This is a genomic window from Bacteroides sp. HMSC067B03 (assembly GCF_001811315.1).
Lineage (GTDB): Bacteria > Bacteroidota > Bacteroidia > Bacteroidales > Bacteroidaceae > Bacteroides > Bacteroides faecis.
Genome location: NZ_KV804403.1, coordinates 1 through 20,564, shown reverse-complemented (window position 1 = coordinate 20,564; position 20,564 = coordinate 1). Strand labels below are relative to the sequence as shown.

The 20,564-nt window shown below is 44.9% G+C and carries 10 protein-coding genes; 6 read left to right on the top strand and 4 right to left on the bottom strand.

Annotation, left to right across the window (positions count from 1 at the left end; genetic code table 11):
* Positions 1-70 precede the first annotated feature (70 nt).
* The gene (locus HMPREF2794_RS17305; RefSeq protein ID WP_070752032.1) at positions 71-1,105 is read right to left on the bottom strand and encodes a FecR family protein; all 1,035 of its coding nucleotides are present in this window, start codon (positions 1,103-1,105) and stop codon (positions 71-73) included.
* A 41-nt stretch (positions 1,106-1,146) separates the two neighbouring features.
* A complete protein-coding gene (locus tag HMPREF2794_RS17300) occupies positions 1,147-1,722 on the bottom strand; it encodes an RNA polymerase sigma-70 factor (RefSeq protein ID WP_070752042.1) in 576 nt (191 codons plus the stop codon).
* Positions 1,723-1,955: 233 nt separating this feature from the next.
* Here HMPREF2794_RS17300 and HMPREF2794_RS17295 point away from each other — a divergent pair, with 233 nt between their 5' ends.
* The 6 genes from HMPREF2794_RS17295 (at position 1,956) to HMPREF2794_RS17270 (ending at position 16,346) form a co-directional block, all read left to right on the top strand.
* Positions 1,956-4,481, top strand: coding sequence for a glycoside hydrolase family 31 protein (locus HMPREF2794_RS17295; protein ID WP_070752040.1), 2,526 nt, complete (start codon positions 1,956-1,958; stop codon positions 4,479-4,481).
* 814 nt (positions 4,482-5,295) lie between these two features.
* Positions 5,296-8,439 carry a SusC/RagA family TonB-linked outer membrane protein gene (locus HMPREF2794_RS17290; RefSeq protein WP_055271485.1) on the top strand — a complete coding sequence of 1,048 codons (3,144 nt, stop codon included), beginning with the start codon at positions 5,296-5,298 and terminating at the stop codon, positions 8,437-8,439.
* A gap of 21 nt (positions 8,440-8,460) precedes the next feature.
* Complete coding sequence (locus tag HMPREF2794_RS17285; protein ID WP_055271483.1) at positions 8,461-10,428, top strand: RagB/SusD family nutrient uptake outer membrane protein; 1,968 nt, start codon at positions 8,461-8,463, stop codon at positions 10,426-10,428.
* Positions 10,429-10,449: 21 nt separating this feature from the next.
* On the top strand, positions 10,450-11,946 hold the full coding sequence (locus HMPREF2794_RS17280; RefSeq protein ID WP_070752030.1) for a BT_3987 domain-containing protein: 1,497 nt from the start codon (positions 10,450-10,452) through the stop codon (positions 11,944-11,946).
* Between the two features lie 175 nt (positions 11,947-12,121).
* Complete coding sequence (locus HMPREF2794_RS17275) at positions 12,122-14,320, top strand: alpha-galactosidase (protein ID WP_070752038.1); 2,199 nt, start codon at positions 12,122-12,124, stop codon at positions 14,318-14,320.
* A 175-nt stretch (positions 14,321-14,495) separates the two neighbouring features.
* Positions 14,496-16,346, top strand: a complete 1,851-nt coding sequence (locus HMPREF2794_RS17270) for a mechanosensitive ion channel family protein (protein WP_055271500.1) — start codon at positions 14,496-14,498, stop codon at positions 16,344-16,346.
* 143 nt (positions 16,347-16,489) lie between these two features.
* On the opposite strand, the gene HMPREF2794_RS17265 is transcribed toward HMPREF2794_RS17270, so the two are convergent.
* Both HMPREF2794_RS17265 and HMPREF2794_RS17260 read right to left on the bottom strand, forming a co-directional pair.
* The gene (locus HMPREF2794_RS17265) at positions 16,490-17,422 is read right to left on the bottom strand and encodes a metallophosphoesterase (RefSeq protein WP_010535781.1); all 933 of its coding nucleotides are present in this window, start codon (positions 17,420-17,422) and stop codon (positions 16,490-16,492) included.
* Between the two features lie 167 nt (positions 17,423-17,589).
* A complete protein-coding gene (locus HMPREF2794_RS17260) occupies positions 17,590-20,406 on the bottom strand; it encodes a TonB-dependent receptor (RefSeq protein WP_055271476.1) in 2,817 nt (938 codons plus the stop codon).
* Positions 20,407-20,564 lie beyond the last annotated feature (158 nt).

Genomic DNA, 20,564 nt, shown 5'->3' with positions numbered 1-20,564 from the left:
AAGAGAATGCGGAGAGGACAAAGATCGTATATGCTTTGTCCTCTCCGCAGCGCTTTATATCAGAAAACGTCTAATTCTTATATACTTCTATCGTGCGGACGTTTATGCTGTCATTTCCTTCTTTCTCCGTTTCTGTTGTCCGGAAAGTAATGGGGATGCTCATTCCCATATAATCCAGTATTTCATCCAACGTCTCGCCTTTGAAAGTTGCTCTGTAAGTAAACTGGTTTATTGATGTATCCTTCAGGATGAAGCGTACCTGATAGACTTGCTCCAGCCTGTTGAATATTGATTTGAGCGGATCATCCCTGAAAGCGAGAATGCCGTCTTTCCAGGATATGTATTTATACGTATCAATATCTGTGATTTCCATACTCTTCGATGCTCTCTGATAATTCAGCTGTTGTCCCGGCAATAAATGCTTGATGTTATTCTCTTGAGACACAGCTACTTTTCCGGTCACCAGAGTGATTACCTCTTCTTGCGCTTTGGCGAAGCTGCAAATATTGAAAGCTGTTCCGGTAGCCGTTACTTTCAGATCTCCCGTATTTACAATGAAAGGATGTTCTTTGTCAGCATGTACTTCAAAGTAGGCTTCTCCGGACATCTCTACTTCCCGGACATTGCTGGTGAAGGCGGCCGGATATTTCAGCGTACTTCCTGCATTCAACCAGACCTTTGAACTGTCCGGCAATGTCAGGCTGGATACCATTCCGTATGGGGCCGTCACTTCGTTGTAGGCTATAAGAGGTTCCTGATGGTCTTTTTTCATCATTAGCGCTACTATGGCAATGATTGCCGGCAAAAGAAGAATGGCAGCGATTCTTTGGCAATAAGTGATGAACCGTGTTTTTTTCGCCGGGACTTGTGACGTTGCATGGATTCTGCTTTTTACTTGTGCCAAAGCTTTGCCTGTATCTATCTTTTCAGGATCGACAGTAGGAGTGGCAACTTCCCAGATGTTTCTGATTTCCTGAAAATAGTCAGCATTCTCTTCCGAGAGGGCTATCCACTCACGGAGTTGCCGGATTTCTTCAGGTGAAGCGGTCTTTTCTAAATATTTTAGAATGACGTCTGTATCTATATTTATATTTTTGTCAGGCATAGTGCAATTTATCTGTATTATAATGACTGTTCAACTGTAATTTACCTCATTAAATTTATGATAAAAAGTAATATCAGATCATAAAAACCACTCAAATGTTTTCTTAGAAATTCCAGAGACTTACTGATTTTACTTTCCACGGTACGGACTGATACATTCAGTTCTTCTGCTATTTCCCGGTATTTCAGGTTCTTGAACCGGTTCATTTCGAAGATGGTCCTCATGTCTTCAGGAAGTTTTTTGATGGCTTCCTGCAGGTGATCGTTCAAGTCAGAATATAATAGATAATGTTCCGTATTATAGTCTATCAGGTTTGAGCTTCCCATTACATAGTTTTGATGGGTACGAACGACTTCCTGATGTCTGAGTTCTTCGAAGCAGCTGTTTCTGACGGCAGTCAGCAGATAAGCTTTCAGAGAACTTTCAATGGTCAGGTTTTCGCGGTTTTCCCACAAACGGAAGAAGAGATCCTGCACAATATCCTCGCTGCTTTCCCGTTCTTTAAGGAAAACACAGCTAAAGAGTACAAGGTCTTTATAATACTTGTTGAAAAGAAAATCAAAAGACCGGGAATCTCCTTCTTTCAATCTTTTCAGGTGGATAATATCCTCTGGCATGGATTCGTGTTTGTTTGAGGCTTTATTTTCCATAATGATTCGGTAACATTAATAATGTGTTTGCAGTTCTCCAATCCAAAGAGTCATAATATCAAATTAATAGGCGTTGCAAAGATAAATATTAATTTGAATTTCTTCATCTCTTTGTTTTTTTTGTTTTTCTCATGTGGCATTTCCGTCCTGAACAGTCTTATTAGCGTTGTTGAGATTTCTAATTTAAATTGATAAGTATGATGAGTGAGTGCAGGAAACTTAAGATTCTTTTTTTGTTATTAGTGGCTTTGTGCTGTATACCTTTGGCGGTATCAGGTCAGGGTACAAACATTGCTTACCAGGATAGTCAGGTTCGTTTTACGGTGGTGACAGACGGTACGCTCCGGCTGGAATATGCACCTGATGGCCAGTTTATTGACGACTTTTCGTTCGTGGCTGTCAACAGGCATTATCCGGCAGTAGATTATAAGTTGAAGAAGGATGGAAATTGGATAGAACTATCCACTTCAAGGTTCCGGATGAAGTATAAGAAAGGCAGCGGGCAGTTTACCTCCCGCAATCTTTCCATTACCTCAGCCAAGGGTATGTACCCTTTTCGGTGGATGCCCGGTATGAAACAGAAGTGTAATCTGAAGGGAACCTATCGTACATTAGATGGTTATGATGGAGACAAGCATATACATACGAATGAGCTCATGCCGCTCGAAGACGGGTTGCTGGCTACCGACGGCTGGACTTTAATTGATGATTCGGATAATTTCCTGTTTGATGATGCCGACTGGACTTGGGTTAAACCACGGGAGAAGAAAGGAAGTCAGGATTGGTATTTCATGGCGTACGGGCACGATTATAAATCCGCGTTAAAGGACTATACGATGTTTGCCGGCAAGATACCTTTGCCTCCCCGTTATGCTTTCGGCTATTGGTGGTCGCGTTATTGGAGCTATTCGGACAATGAGCTGAGGGAACTGTTGCGTAAATTCCGGATGTATGATATTCCTCTCGACGTATTGGTGATTGATATGGACTGGCACTATACAGAACCCGGCAAAGGAGGATGGAGCGGATGGACTTGGAACAAACGTCTGTTTCCCAACCCCGGACGTTTGCTTGCCGACCTGAAAAAGGAAGGAGTTAAGTTGACTCTTAATTTGCATCCGGCTGACGGCTTTGCCTTTTATGAGGAGCCATACCGGGCGATAGCTACCGATATAGGTATGAATCCGGAAGGAAAAGATACGATTCCTTGGATAACTTCGGATAAGAAATTGATGGAAGCAGTGTTCAGAAATGTCCTTCATCCGATGGAGAAGGAGGGAGTAGACTTCTGGTGGCTCGACTGGCAGCAGTTTCCGTTTGATAAGAAGATAGACAGCCTGAATAATGTATGGTGGATTAATTATGTCTTTTTCACTGAAATGGAAAGAAACCGTACTACCCGTCCGATGCTCTATCATCGCTGGGGTGGACTGGGGAATCACTGTTATCAGATTGGTTTCTCGGGCGATGCTGTTATTTCCTGGAAATCACTTGATTTCCAGCCCTACTTTAACTCTACAGCTTCCAATGTGCTGTACGGTTATTGGAGCCATGATTTAGGAGGGCATTTTGAGGCAGACCGGATTGACCCGGAGATGTTTACACGCTGGATGCAGTTTGGTGCGGTCAGTCCTGTGATGCGTACTCATTCTTCTAAGAGCGGCGTGTTGAACAAAGAGCCCTGGGTGTTTAGCCCTGTCTATTTTAATACGATTCGCAACGCTATTTTGCAACGTTATGAGATGGCGCCTTATGTTTACACAATGGCCCGTAAGACGTATGACGAGGGATTGTCCGTCTGCCGTCCGCTGTACTACGATTATCCTGAAAGCGAGGAGGCATACGATTACCGGAACCAGTATATGTTTGGCGACCAGATGTTGATTGCACCGGTCACCGCTCCCATGAAAGACGATTATTCCACATTGAATGTATGGTTGCCTGCCGGAACCGACTGGTATGAGTGGCATACCGGAACGATGCTTAAGGGTGGGCAGACGGTAATACGTACTTTTGCCATAGACGAATATCCTATTTATATCAAAGCCGGTTCGGTTCTTCCTTTCTGCGGTCGTGTGAAGTCACTGGCAGGCGATGATCATTCTTATGTGGTCACTGTTTTTCCCGGCGGAGACGGGATATTCGATTTATACGAAGATAATGGTAATGATAAAGAGTACGACAGGAAGTATGCCCGTACATCTTTGCAGTCCAAGCATGTTGGTAACCGTCTGGAAGTGACGATTGGCAGTCGGAAGGGAGGTTATCCGGGCATGCCTGCCGAGCGTGCTTTCAAGGTGAAGGTGGTAGGTTCTGCTATTCCTCAGTCGGTAACGGTGAATGGAAAGACGGTAAATTATGTATATGACGGAAACTCTTTATCTCTTTTGATAGATATACCCATAGCGGATGCGAAATGTGAGAAGCAGGTGTTGATCACCTATCCCGAACAGACAGCAGACCTGAACGGACTTCCTGGAAAGTTCAGGAGACTTCAGAAGGGCATCGTTGCACTGAAGTATAGAGATGCTGATATTGTACTGAATGAGGAATTGGGTACGATGGAGTCAACCGGAAGGAGCATTGAGTATACTCCGGAGCAGATGGACCGGCTTGTTGCCGACTTTATCCGTAACTATGATAAACTGCCGGAGATACTGAAACAACATAAGCTGAGTGAAGAAAATGTTCAATGGTTCTTGAAGGCCGTACATTGGGAGGACTAACCCGGAGATTTTTTAGGGCTGATTAAGGGCGAATGGCATATCTTGCAGGAGCATAGTATCAAAGAACAAACGGTGAGCATTTTGACAATTTGTATTTTTAATCCTTCTGGATTCTTGTTTTTCCACCTTAGGTTGGAAAGAAATGGAAATAAACGATTGAAAATTTATATTTTCTTGATTGATAGTGGAATATAAGAATCTATACAATTCTAATATATCGGAACTGTCACCTTTTTGTTGAGTATGAACGCTTCATTTCTTGGTTATTGCTATCTGATCTGTTGGCTATAGTTATTCTATCTGTTGGTTATAGCTACCCAATCTGTTGGCTATAGTTATCTGACCTGATGGATGTAGTGATCCAACAGGTCAGATAGCCTGAATGACAAGACATTTATGAATCTAAAATGCATATTCTATGCATAAACTGAAGGTTCTGCATGAAATTATTGTATATTAATACATCACTTTTGGGGACTGATATCTGTTTTTGTTCTTTTTGCTTATGCTGGTGTCAGTGATTTCTCGATTATACTTTCTTTTTGGTCACAGAACTGCCTCATTAATAGAATGACATTCGTTACGTCCCTGTATAGCTGTTTGTTCTCTTATTGGCAGTAAGTTAACGTGTGTTAATGCAATGTGGGGTTTTGTTTCAGGCTAGTCTATTATACAAATGAGCATAAAATAAAATGAGAAAAACAATGAAGCGAACTTTCGATACAACTCTACTTCTTTTTTGCCCTTTTTCAAACTTTTGAAATGATAAAAAGACTTTGTGCTTTATATAATTAACTCTTAAAAGTAATAAACTATGAATGTGAAAAAAGCATTATTTGCGAGTTCACTTTTTTTATGTGGTGTAGGTGTGCTGCCGGTAACAGCCGGTCTGCCGGTTGCTCATGACGAAAGTGAAATTTCTTCTCCTATGCCGGAGCAGCAAAAGAAAAAACGGACCATTACCGGTAATGTAACGGATGGCTCTACCGGAGAACCGCTTATCGGAGTGTCCATTATGTTGAAAGGTTCCTCGGATGGAACTACAACCGACTTGGATGGTAACTTTAGCCTTTCGATTCCCGTCAAGGCACAGTTGGAATTTTCTTATATCGGCTATAAAAAACAAGTGTTAGATGTAACGGATTTAGTGGTAGCTAATGTAAAACTGGAGTCGGACAATGAAATGCTGGCGGAAGTGGTTGTAGTCGGTGCAGGTACACAGAAAAAGGTATCCGTGACCGGTGCCATTACCTCTGTGAAGGGAACGGAACTGCATGCGCCCAGCTCTTCTCTGACCAGCAATTTCGCCGGAAAGCTGGCCGGTGTAATTGCAGTGACCACCGGTGGTGAACCAGGGACTTCGTCCAACTTCTATATTCGTGGTATCGGAACCTTCGGAGGGCGTGCCACTCCGTTAATCCTGTTGGATGGGGTAGAAATATCTTCGGGTGACCTGAACCGTATCCCGCCCGAATCTATCGAAAGTTTCTCTATTCTGAAAGATGCATCGGCTACGGCTATCTACGGTGCCCGTGGTGCGAATGGTGTGATGTTGGTCACGACTAAGATTGGTACTGAAAACACCAAAGCATCGATCAACGTGACGGTAGAAAACTCATTTCTGAAACCTGTCAATGAGGTAGGCTATGTGGATGGTGCCAGATGGATGGAAATCTATAACGAAGCTCAGTTGGCAAGAACACCTAATGCGACTCCCAAGTACAGCCAGGAGAGGATCGATTATACCCGTAGCGGCATCAATCCGTATGTCTATCCGGATGTAGACTGGTACGATCTTGTCTTTAAAGAGAGTACCATGAATCAGCGCGCGAATGTCAATATTATGGGTGGCGGACCGAAGGTTAGTTATTACATGAGTCTGCAAGCCAACCACGATACGGGTTTGCTGGATATTCCCAAGGCTTACTCGTTCGACAATAACATCAATAAATGGGGATATACTTTCCAGAATAATATCGCCTATAAGGTGACGCCCACTACACGTATCGACCTGAGAATGAATGCACAGATCGGAAACAATAAAGGGCCGAACGCTTCAGTGTCGGACATCTTCTATCAAGTTTACAACAATAATCCGGTCACTTTTCCGGCTTACTTTCCGGCGGAACCCGGCGACAAGCACATTAAGTATGGTAATGCCATATTGAGTGGTACTTCCTTGTATACGAACCCCTACCAGTATATGTTGGGAAGTTATAAAGAAGTGAACTACAGCATGTTGAATACCTCCATTTACATTAATCAGAATCTTGATTTCGTGACGAAAGGACTGAAGATTATCGCATTGGTGAACTGGAAGTCCTGGTCAGAAACGTCATATACCCGTTGGCTCGACCCGTATTGGTATCGGGCAGACTCCAAAAGCTGGTCGCCCGATAATCCGGGAGAATATACATTAGAACGTCTGAACAGTAGCGGTAGTGAATATATCTCGCAATCGGGCATTGGTCGCGGAGCCGATAACACGTTCTATTTTCATGGGCAGCTGAACTATGAAAACACGTTTGGTGAAGATCACGGAGTGGCTGCCATGTTGATGTATATGCAGCGTGAATATCGGAATGATGTACTGCCCAACCGTAATCAAGGGCTTTCCGGACGTCTCACCTATGCTTTCCAACAGAAATATCTGGCAGAGTTTAACTTCGGATACAATGGTACGGAACGTCTCGACAAAGGAAAACGTTTTGAGTTTTTCCCTGCCATGTCTTTGGGATGGGTGGTCAGCAGTGAGAAGTTCTGGCAACCAATCGAAAAGTATGTCGATTACTTCAAGCTCAGAGGTTCATACGGTCTGGTAGGTAGTGATGAAACCGGTTCATACGACGGTGCCGCCCACTTTTTATATGTCAATAATGTAAATCTGGGCGGTGGCGGAAGCTATTCGACCGGCCCTACCTATAGCAGCATATATAAAAAAGGACCGAGTATTAATTCGTATGCTGTTCAGAATGCGCACTGGGAACGAGTGAAAAAGATGGATATCGGTGTGGATATGAAGCTGTTCAATCAGGTGGACGTCACATTCGATTATTTCTGCGATAAGCGCGACCGTATCTTGATGCGGCGTGCGTCATGGCCTGCTCTGCTGGGTTATGTCTCAGCTACTCCGTGGAGTAATATCGGTAAGGTAGAGAATAAGGGTATCGAGCTGGGGGTCAATTGGAAGAAAGAAGTATTCAAAGGTTTCCATGTCGACTTCCGCGGCAATTTCACTTATACGGAAAATAAATATATTGACAAGGATGAACCGGCCTATCCGTATGTATGGCAGACGGAGACAGGAAAACCGCTGAGCAGGACAACCGGCTACATTGCCGAAGGACTGTTCAGAAGTCAGGAAGAGATTGACGACAGTCCTGCACAGGATGGCATCGGCAGCGCGAAACTGATGCCGGGTGATATCAAATACCGGGATGTAAACGGCGACGGTAAGATTACGGAAGATGACCAGGTAATGATCTCTCCTTATGGGACAATGCCCCGTATCCAGTATGGTTTGGGACTGAACCTCTCTTACAAAGGCTTCGATTTTGGTATATTCTTTAACGGATCTGCCAAACGTACTCTGATGCTGAATGGGGTAGATCCTTTCGGTTCGGACGAAGGACATGGCGACCGTAACCTGATGAATTTTATTGCAGACAACTATTGGAGTGAAAACGACCAGAACTGGGATGCCGAGTATCCGCGTTTAGGATTGACCAAAGTTCAGATAGCTAATAATATGGTTCCTAGTACATACTGGAAGCGTAATGGCAACTTCATTCGTTTTAAAACATTGGAAATCGGTTATTCATTTCCGCATTGCCGTGTTTTCGTCAGTGGTGACAACTTAGCGGTGTGGAGCCCGTTCAAGTTCTGGGACCCGGAACTCTCTTATAATTCTTACCCGTTGCAGCGTACCGTTAATATCGGTGCTAAATTTAGTTTTTAACCTTTAAAGAACTCAACTATTATGAAACGAATATCGAAAATAGCTCGCTATGCAAAGACGATACTGCCTCTTTGCTGTCTGGCATCTTGCAGTTACCTCGACGTAGTGCCGCCCGAAACAGAAGACATCAAAGATATGATGAAGAACGAAGACGCTACCTTGTCTTTTGTATATTCTTGCTATAACTCCCTGCAATGGGGATATACCGACCCGATAGATTATCGTACTTACGAGTCTTCTACGGATGAATTTGTGGTTCCTGCCCTTTGGAATCGTGCCGGTCAGATTGCTTCATGGAATCAGTTATCGTCGCAATATAAACCTAACTGGGATACAAAATACGCCTGGCAGATACTTTATGACGCGATAGGTCATTGCAATCTGTTTCTGGACTTGCTGGTGAAACTCAATCCTGACATCGCACCGGAAAAGAAACTGCGGTTTGCCGCTGAAGTGAAGTGTGTAAAAGCGTACTATTATTCACGCCTGCTGGAACGTTTCGGTCCTGTACCTATTATAGATACTTATCCGGATATGAATATGCCGGCATCTGGTTTCCCGGGACGCTCGCATTATGACTATTGCGTAGATTATATAGTCCGCCTGCTGGAAGAAGCCGAGACAGACCTGCCGGCTGTTGTGGCGGACGATGATTTGGGACGTGCCACTTCCACCATTTGCAAGGCATTGAAAGCACGTGTGCTTCTTACTGCCGCTTCTCCTCTGTGGAATGGTTCTTTCCCCTACAAGAACTGGAAAAATACGAATTATGAAACTCCGGAGTATGGAAAAGAACTGGTAAGCAACCAATATAGTGTGCAGAAGTGGGAGAGAGCATTGACAGCTTGTGAAGAAGCTCTGACTTTTGCTTTGGGTGATGGTAAGCGTGAATTGCTGGACATTGCACAGTCGGAGAATATTCGTATGGGTGAAAGTGTGCCTTTGCCTGTTATTCCGGGTCTGGATACAAATACGCCTGAAGGGCAGGAGTTTCAAAAACGTGTGGTACTGATGCGTTATGCACTGACTGCTATTGAAACAGTAGGAAATAAGGAACGTGTCTGGGGAGCCGGATTTGCACAGGAAAACCTGGATGCCTCTATGCCTCACAACCTCGTGTATGCCAATGGCAACTGGACCAGTATGTATGGTGGTATTGCACCGACGCTCAATACTATGGAGAGCTTCTATACCGCCAACGGAGTATTGCCGGATAACGACAAGAATTTCCCAGCCAAAGACGACCGGCTGAACTCAGCCGGACTGTCTTCTAACAGTAATATCATTAAGTTGAACGTCAATCGTGAACCGCGTTATTATGCCTGGCTGTCTTTTGACGGTGATGAATACAGTTCTTTGATCACCGACGGCAATCCGATGTTTCTCGATATGCGTAGCAGCGATAAGCAGGGATATAATCCGGATAAGTTTAACCGTGACAATAGTACGACAGGCTTTTTGTCGAAGAAGTTTATATTTCCTTCTGTCCGCTTTCGTTCCAACGATGGCTGGTATGATAAGAAGCAATTCCCGTTCCCTATCATCCGTTTGTCCGAACTTTATCTGAACTTGGCGGAATGTTACGCTTACCTGGCAGAGAAAGAGGGACATGCTGACTATGTGGAAAAAGCATTGAGCAAGTTGAACGACATTCGCCGCAGAGCCGGAATACGTGAACTGGTGAAGGCTGATATCTCAGGCAATATGACTTTACAGAAATGGGTGGAAAGCGAACGTTTCATTGAACTATGGGGAGAAGGGCACCGCTATCGCGATGCACGCCGATGGATGACCGCCCCTGATTACTTTAAGGCCGGTGTACGTGAAGGGCTGAATGCTATCCAGAAGAAGGACCCCAGTTTCAAAGAGTTCAACCAGCGTGTGAAGATTGACCAGCCTTTTCAATGGGCGAACCGTATGTATCTTATGCCTATCCCTGCGAGTGAAGTGTATGCTAATCCGCAGTTGGAGCAGTCCCCCGAGTATTAATCTGATTAAAAACAAGCATATATGAAACAATTTATATATAAATCGCTGATACTGGGAAGTGTGCTGACAGCTGCTTCCTGTAGTAACTCAGAGTATGAATTTGATAAATTATTTCCGCAGGAGTACCATAAGATTCTTTACGTGAAACACAATGGCAAGCAGGAAATGAATATGAATACGGTGGAAACGACCCCTGTATATAGTATCAATGTGATCAAAGCCGGAAGTGACCCTTCTCTGACGGCCCATGTGAAACTGTCAGTGATGAGCCAGCAGGAAGTAGATGACTCATACGGGCTGCTCGACAATATTGACTACCGGGTGATTCCTTCCAATATGTATTCGATGGCTGCGGCGGAACTCGAGTTTCAATCGCAGGAGGTGACGAAAAAGCTGGATATCGTTTTTCATTCCGACCTGATTTATGAGCTGATGCAAAAGAACAAAGACGTGAAGTACGTGCTTCCCGTCCGGTTTTGGAGTGAGCAGGATTCTGTCAATAGTTCGAAGAATGATGTAATGCTTTTGCTCGATGTGAAGAAGCCGGTGATTACATTCAAAACGGGCGAAGTGAATACTGCTATGGTATACAAGCAGCTGGAAGTAAACGTTGGCGCCAATTTGCAAAACATTCAGTTCAGTAAGTGGAACTTTACCTGTGATGTGACGGATGCGCGGAAAGACGCTTTGGTCGAAGCTTATAATACCGAACATGGAACGAGCTATCTCCCGATGCCTTCTGCGGCATATCAACTTGAAAAGATGACGTTTGAAGAAGGAGCGAGCACCGGAAATCTGAAGATGAATATTTCCAGAACTCCGTTGGCGAGTGACAAGTCTTATCTGTTGCCGCTGAAAATGTCCGAAACCTCACAGGAAGGTTTTGACCTGGACGAGAATGTCTGTTTCCTGAAGGTGGAGAATCCTAAATACGGGACGCTGGATTGCGACCGCAGCAAATGGGAAGTCGTTTTCTGTAATAGTGATGAGAAGAATGCCGTGTCGGAGCCTAACGGAGACAAGGGCGGTGTGGGCTGTCTTTTTGATGATGACATTAACTCGTACTGGCATGCCAATTGGAGTGGGGGAACGAATAATGATGATCAGTTTCCCCAGCTTTTCCAGGGTGGGAGAGAGATGCCCATCACGATTGTAGTGGATATGAAGGAATCGCTCATTGTTCATAGTATTGGTTGGACCCAGCGTCAGAATTCAGACTATCAGGATACGAAGAAGGTGGAATATTATGTGTCCGATGACGAACAGTTCAAACTGGGCGGTAAGGAAGACTATTCACCTGTGGCACTGAATAACTGGACGTTTGTAATGGAACGCTCGTATCAGAAAGGCTACAATGCCACTCAATGGCAGACACAGTCTGAGGAAGTGTTGCAGAAGAAGGTGAAAGGGCATCTGCTGAAAGTGAAAATAGTAGAAGGCTATCGGGATAGGCTGGCCAGCGGAGCCGAATTGTACGTAAAGCAACTGCTGGCGATTGACGGCGAACCCATAAAATAATTTCAGGTAGCGAACAGATATTGAAAGAGGTAAAAAAGAGAATGTTCAAAGGATGAAATGACTGGCAACTGGAACTTCTGCCAGTAGTCCGACGCTCCTGGACTACTGATTGGAAGTTCCAGTCTGCTTCTAATAAGAAGAAAATCAGTTTATTCAAAATATGAATGATATAATTATGAGAAAATTTATTTGTTTGTTTATGGTCTGTTTTCTGTCAATAGCGACAACACTACGGGCGTGGGAGGGTAATGTTTTGATTTCTACTCCGAATACTTCCATTATTTTAAGTGCCACAGAGGGGCAGCAACTTCGTTTTTCTTACTTTGGAGAGCGGATTGAAGAAAATCAGATTCACCAGGTGTTTGATTCCTGGGCAGGCTTTCATCGTCCGGCCTATCCGGTGTTCGGTACTTCCACTTATGAAATATCAGCACTCCATGCGGTGCATGCTGATGGTAATCAGACACTGGATTTAGTTGTCGACAAGGTCGAACAGAATCCGGTGAAGGATGCCATACTGACTGTGATTACGATGAAAGACCGTGTATATCCTTTCACTGTAAAAATGTACTATAAGGCTTATCAGCAGATAGATATGATAGAAACATGGGTGGAGGTGTCTCACAACGAGAAAAAGGCGGTGGTACTTAAACGCTTTGACTCCGGTCATTTTCTGATTCGTCGCGCGGATGTATGGATATCTTCTTTGCACGGACATTGGGGAGCTGAGACACAGCTTGAAAGTGAGCCGTTGGTTTCCGGAATGAAAGTGATTAAGAATATGGATGGTATCCGCAACGGGTTGGGTGATCATTCGGAAGTGATGTTTTCTCTTGATGGCAAGCCGCAGGAAAATAGTGGCCGTGTAATTGGTGCAGCACTTTGCTGGAGCGGACGTACTAAGATCAGAGTGGATATGGATGATACGTTCGGCAGATCTGTACACAGTATTTTTGCCGGAATGAATGAAGAAGCTTCCGAGTATAAACTGGAACCGGAAGAAGTATTCACTACTCCAGTACTGGCGCTGACTTATTCGCAGGAAGGTATTGGCGGTGCCAGCCGTAATTTCCATCGGTGGGCACGTGCAGGTATGGTTCACGGTTGCGACAAGCCACGGGATATCCTGCTCAATAGTTGGGAAGGTGTATATCTGAATATTAAAGAACCTGAGATGGACCAGATGATGAACGACATTGCTTCTATGGGAGGTGAGCTTTTTGTGATGGACGATGGCTGGTTTGGCAGGAAATATCGCCGGATAAATGACAACTCTTCGTTGGGCGATTGGGTGGTAGATACGGAAAAGCTGCCTAATGGTATTCAAGGGCTGACCGATACGGCTAAGAAATATGGAATCAAATTCGGTATATGGATCGAACCGGAGTTTACGAATACAAAGAGTGAGCTGATTGACAATCATCCCGACTGGGTATTGCGTGCCGGAAGCCGTGAACTGTCATGTGGTCGTGGCGGTACGCAAGTGGCACTCGATTTATGTAATCCGAAAGTACAGGATTTTGTCTTTCATGTAGTCGATACGCTATTGGCAAACTATCCGGATATTGCTTATATCAAGTGGGACGCAAACGGCGAATTGCTGAACTACGGTTCTTCTTATTTGCCGAAGGACAAGCAATCGCATATCTATATAGATTATCACCGTGGTCTGGTCAGAGTGATGGAACGGATTCGTGCTAAATATCCGGATGTAGTGATTCAGGCATGTGGAAGCGGTGGCGGACGTGTCAGCTATGGAGTAATGCCTTATTTTGATGAGTTCTGGGTCAGCGACAATACTGATGCCTTGCAACGTTTGTTTATCCAGTGGGGTACTTCTTATTTCTATCCTTCTATTGCGATGGCACAACATGTCAGTGCTTCTCCGAATCATCAGACGGGACGTGTGGTGCCGCTTAAATTCCGTTTTGATGTAGCGATGACCGGTCGTTTGGGAATGGAGATCCAGCCAAAGAATATGACCGATGAAGAAAAAGACTTCTCAAAGAAGGCGATTGCCACCTATAAGTCTATCCGTCCTGTGATACAGTATGGTGACCTTTATCGTTTGATATCTCCTTACGACCGCAAGGGGGTGACTTCGATGATGTATGCCACGGAGGATAAGAGCCGTGCTGTATTCTTTGTCTATAAGATGGAGCAATTTGTCAACCAGCTTCTGCCGCGTATTCGTATGGCAGGACTCGACCCGAAAAAGAACTATAAGATTCGTGAGCTGAACGTGGCTCCGGGAGCCAATCCCTGCTTCTTGAATGATCGCGTATTCTCGGGGGCATTGCTTATGAATACCGGTATCGAGCTGCAACTGGAACGTGAATATGCAAGTTGGGTACTTGAGCTGACCGAGATTTAGAAACATGGCAAAATAGTACTTTGGGATAATCTTTCAGAGAAACGGTATGAATCCAAACTCAACAGTATGGATTTATACCGTTTTTTGAATGGATATGTCAAAAACAATCCGTATGTTTGCCATGTTTATTAAAAAGTGAAATTATATTTCATTTACTAACTTGGAATCTTTCTATATGGATATGAAAAAAATAAAACGGTTTGTATTGCTGCTGATAATGGCCTTTCTTGCAGTGAATGTACAGGCGCAACTGGAACAGGCTGTGAAGAATATCTTCGCTGGAGATACAATAGCAACCCATCCGGTACCTTTGCACCGGGATTCGGATTCTGTCCGTGTGGCAAATCTGCAGAAATCGTTGGAAGAGGCACGTCTCAATGAAGCAAACATGCGTCTGGAGATGGAAGAAATGAAACTTCAGATGTTTGCCGCCGATTCGGTGAAGGTATCCCAGCAACGGCAACGGATTGATTCTTTGCGCCAATTCACTAAAGGAGTGCCTGTCATTGCCGAAGGAGATACTTTATTCTATCTTTTTACAAAACGTGGAGGATATACCCCTCAACAGCGTGCCCAAATGACTGGTGCCGCCATAGAGGAACTGGGAAAGCGCTTTAATCTCCGTCCCGATTCCGTATCCATAGACCATTCGGATATTGTGTCCGACTTGATGTACGGCAATAAGGTATTGCTGTCCCTTACCGATCAGGACGCTTTGTGGGAAGGAATTTCCCGTGATTCCCTTGCTAAAGAGAGACAACAGAATGTGATCACCAAACTGCATGAAATGAAGGCTGAACATAGCGTTTGGCGTATGGTGAAACGTATTCTTTATTTTCTGTTGGTGATAGTAGGGCAGTATTTTCTGTTCCGTCTGACGAACTGGTTGTTCCGCAAATTGAAGGTACGCATCCTGCGGCTGAAAGATACAAAAATAAAACCTGTATCCATTCAGGGATACGAATTATTGGATGCGCAGAAACAAGCTAATCTTTTAGTCTTTCTGGCAGGTATCGGGCGCTATATTCTCATGGGGTTGCAGTTGCTGTTTTCCGTGCCGTTGGTTTTTATCATTTTCCCGCAGACGGAGGGGCTTGCCTATCGTTTACTCGGTTACATCTGGAATCCGATTAAGGGCATCTTTGTTGGTATTATCGATTATATTCCCAACTTATTTACGATTATTGTTATTTGGTATGCGGTAAAATACCTGGTACGCCTTGTTCTTTATCTGGCACGTGAAATAGAGGCGGGACGTCTGAAGATTAACGGCTTTTATTCGGATTGGGCAATGCCGACTTTTCATATTATCCGTTTTTTGCTTTACGCTTTTATGATCGCGATGATTTACCCTTATTTGCCGAAGTCCAACTCAGGCGTATTTCAGGGAATCTCGGTTTTTGTCGGGTTGATTGTTTCACTTGGTTCAAGCACGGTGATTGGTAACATTATTGCAGGACTGGTGATCACCTATATGCGTCCGTTCAAGATGGGCGACCGGATTAAATTGAATGATACTGTCGGGAATATTATAGAAAAGACTCCTTTGGTGACCCGTATCCGTACACCGAAGAATGAAGTGGTGACGGTTCCCAATTCGTTTGTGATGTCATCGCATACGGTGAACTATAGCACTTCAGCGCGTGAATATGGTCTGATCATTCATGCTGAAGTGTCAATCGGGTATGATGTACCTTGGCGAAAGGTTAATCCGTTATTGATTGATGCGGCATTGAACACTCCCGGAGTGGTGGACGATCCGCGTCCGTTTGTGCTGGAGACTTCACTGGAAGACTGGTATCCGGTTTATCAGATTAATGCTTATATCAAGGATGCTAATCAGATGTCACAAATTTATTCGGATTTATATCAGAATATCCAGGATAGGTTTAATGAGGCGGGAATTGAGATCATGTCTCCGCATTATATGGCTGTTCGTGACGGAAATGCTACGACAATGCCTAAGGATGATTTAAGTAAGAGTAACCCTGCGGATACAGCTAATCAGAGTAACAAACCTGAGTAACATAAGCTTGATCGTGTGATTTTCTTTTCATCTGCTGGAATAAAGGGTTACTATAAATAAGCAGAGCGCCCCCTTCCTCACGAAGGAGACGCTCTTTGTTGTGTGTTTTTTCAGTGAGAGTAGAATTTTCTTTATAAGAGAACTTATTTTTTACGGGTAATTGTATAAAGTACATTTCCCTTTTTATCTATCATACGCAGATTAAGCTCTTTCTTGTCGATAGAGCAGACGGAGAAACCCGGTTCGGGGCTACAGAATCTGGTACCTTCGATGGGTTCTACTTGGCGTGCGAGGGAAGCGGCGGAATTGACTACATAATCGATATCGCTTCCCGGCACACGGATATGCTGAAAGTTGTGGATATGTCCACAGATATACATATCTACTTTGTGCTTGCACAGAATACTGTCTACCCGTTTCTGCATATCAAGACGTTCACTTTCCTCTTTCGGAGTGTAGGCATAGATAGGGTGATGTCCGGCTACGATGATCCAGTCCTCCTTGGCATTTGCCAGTACGGATTCCAACCAGGATAGTTGTTGGCTGATATCTTGCTTGCAGGCATCCGGATATTTATCACTTTCTTCGCGGTATTTATCAATCAGCGGGGTGGTATCTATCCAGACAATGCGGATGGTAGCACCTTTTTCTTCGAATACTTTGGTGTAGTAACGATCGGGCATCGACCAGCGGCGGCTGATGTTCGTGTAGTCCAGTACCGCCTGAGTGCTTCCACGATATTCGTGGTTGCCTAAGAGGGGAAACCAGTCGATCATCAGTTCCGGATGAGCGTAAATGAGCTCGTAGTTAGTCATCCACAAAGGGTCGTTTACACTGCGTACTCCGTCGAAGTGGTGAACATCTCCGGTAGCTAATACAAATTCGGGACCGATCTCTTCACCCATCGTGCCCATTAGTTCTGCGATTGGCTTTTGGTCATAGTAGCCGTTGCGGCCTAAATCATTGGCTATGTAAAAGTTAAACTTCTTGTCAAAGATGGAGTAATCCGTTATCTGTGCATGGATGAATGTAAAGGCGGAAAGGAATAGAAGAATGAATAAGCTTTTTATTTTCATATTAGTTTGATTATTAGTGATTTATAACTATGTCTCTTATCGCTGTGAGATTCTCTGTTTTTGGGGTTTAAAAGGAAGGTGCCGTTGGTTTTAAACCAACGCCCCGTTCCTTTTAAACCAACGGGGTGTTCCTTTTAAAGGAACGGATGCTGTCTTCTTTCCAGTCGTTAGAAGTTGACTTTCACACCGGCGTTAATCTTTACACCATAGTGCTCCGACTGCATGGTACGGTCTTTGGTACCTTGATAATAACGGAGCGGTTGGTTCAGCAGATTGGTAGCGTCTGCATAGAACGTTGTTTTTATCTTCTTTCCGAATGTGTAGCTGGCATTCAGGTCCATGTAGCTTACTGCGTCATAGTAGCGGTCGAGGGCTGCTACTTCTCCCATTTCGTCGATGAAGCTTGAAGCATAGTTGTAGGAGAGGCGTACGTTGAGGCCTTTCTTTTCGAAGTAGAGGGAAGCATTAGCTGTATGTTCGGGTGATCCCGGCAGAGACAGGTCTTTTTCGTTCTCGCGACCTTCGAAGTTGAAGTTGTTCACTCGGGTGTGAGTGTAGGTGTACGTACCGTAGAAACCGATGCATTTCAGTGCGGGAGCGATGAATCCGAAGTCACGCTGATAGGCCAGTTCTACTCCCAGCAGATCGGCGTCGCCGGCGTTTTTGGGTTGGGTGAACTTCTTGTATTCGTTGTTTTGGTAGGTGTAGTCACCGATTACCTGATCGACGATAAAGTCATTGATCTTCTTATAAAATACACCTGCACTCACCAGACCGACACTTTTGAAATAGTAATCGGCACTAAGGTCGAAGTTGTAGGAGATGGTCGGAGTCAGGTCGGAGTTACCCATAACCAGTTCATTGTCACTGCGGTTGATGTTGACACATGGGATCAGCGCGGAGTATTTCGGTCGGCTCAGTGTCTCGGTAAAGGAAGCTCGGAGCTTTAAGTCATCGTTCACATCGTATTTGAATAAGAGGCTGGGAAGCCAGTTGATGTAGCTGTTTTTATGATTTCCGGTAGGTTCGAGGGTTTCTGTCTCCTCTTTGTCGTCGGCTACATTCCAGTTCCAGCCGTTGTATTTGATGTGAGTGGCTTCCATACGCAGGCCTGCCATCATTTTCATCTTCTTTCCTAAGTTCTGGTCGAAGCGGAAGAAGGCGGAAGTTACGTTTTCTCTGGCGTGGTAGTTGCCGGAGGATTCTTCGAGTACTTGTTGCCCTTCCAAACTGCTGAGGTCGAGTGATCCCAGATATTCTTTGGATACGAAGTCGGTTGCTTTATATTGGTCTCCCGGCATGTATCCGTCGCGAATCTGGCTGGTGAGGTTATTCATATAATCTTTGTCGAAAGCATCCTTGTACGCATCTGCGTAATCATAGCAGAGGGTAGTCCGGTCTTTGGTCTTGGAAGCGTATTTGGCTCCGAATTTAAGGCTGTTGCCATAAATGCCGTTTGTCAGCGGAAGTTCGAAGTCAACTTTGAATTTCAGGTCTTTTTCATAGATTTCCTGATTGCTTTCGGTCAGTTCCTTCACTTTCCATTTGCCTCTTTCACCGTCTACTTCTCCATTGTGGAGGTTGACATCCGTTGTCACGTAAGGGAAACGGTCACCGGCATCTACGACAGTAAAGCCGAGGAAGTCTTGTTTCAGGCTGAAATATCTTTCGTTCGGGCGGTCTTCGCTGGCACGGGCATAAGAGGCTCCCCAGTTGACGGACAGCTTTCCAAACTGATGTTCACCGCTCAGACTGAGATCCATTGTTTGCTGTAATTCCAGACGTGCGTTTCTGTTGTTGGGTGTTCCTCCTTTCGTCTCGATCTGGGCGGATTGCTGCATATCTCCTTCATCGTCCAGTCCCGTTTTATCCAAGTCTTTATAGGTGACACGATAGCGGTTTTCCCAGTCGTGGCGACGGTTGTAGATACCTTGCAGGGTCAGTCTGTGATTCGGGTTGATGTCGTAGTCGAAAGCCAGGGAGTAGCTTTGGCGCTCACGGGTCACGTAGTACTGGCGTTTCTGCGCTTCCACCATGACTACTTCACCTTTTTTGTTGACGTCATATTCAAACTCCACATCGTCCGATCCTACTGGTGCGTTCTGATAGGAGACAGCGGCCATCATTCCTAATTTATCATTGAAAAACCGGTCACCGTAAGTGAATCCTAGGTTCAGCTGAGCTTTCTGGCTGATCCAGTTGTAGCCGGTTCCCGCTGTAGCACTGAACATCCGTTTGTAAGGCGTGCTTTTCGTCACCAGATTGATGGAGCCGCCGATAGCGTCTCCGTCCATGTCCGAGGTAACGACTTTGTTCACTTCGATTGTCTGCACCATGTCGGCGGGGATGAGGTCGAGCTGGACGTTACGGGTGTCGCCTTCCGCAGAAGGGAGGCGGTTGCCGTTGATGGTCACGGAACTAAGATCGGCGGAGGTACCGCGAACTTGTCCGAAGCGGGCTTCACCCTGGTCGTATTGTACATTAATGCCATTGATACGTTTGAGTGCGTCGCCGATATTGGAATCGGGAAACTTGCCGACCTGATCGGCTGAAACGACATTGGTGATTCCCATGTTGTTCTTTTGTGAGTTGATGGCGCGGCGTTGCCCCTGAAAAGCACCGCCTACCACTACTTCCTGTAGTTCGAGCCCTTCGTTGAGTACTACGTCTTTTTCGAGTGTTCTTCCTGCCGGAATGGTGATTTTCATTTCGACGGGAGAATAACCTACATAGCTGACTTTTACTGTGTATGTGCCCGGCGTAAGGTTGGCGAATGTATAATAACCGTTGACGTCGCTTGTCACTCCGGTATGTAATTTTTCGATGTAAATGGAGGCTCCCGGAAGGATTTGTTTGGAAGTGTCTACTATGCGTCCGCGGATCGTGCCTTGTTTGGCTGCGTTTACTTTTTCCTCTGCAAAAGTGTTTCCGCTTGTACTCATGATTAAAAGGGTCAAAGAGACTAATCTGAGAAATCGTTTCATAAATGTTGGCGTGCGTTAATTATTTGCTGCAAAAGTAGAGGCTTGACGTTTCTTGCTCTTTACAGTTGATTGAAGAACGCGTAACAAATGTGCTACGATTGTATTACGTATGATTATGATAAACGGAAGGGGCTGTGTCAAAACTAAGGCACAGCCCC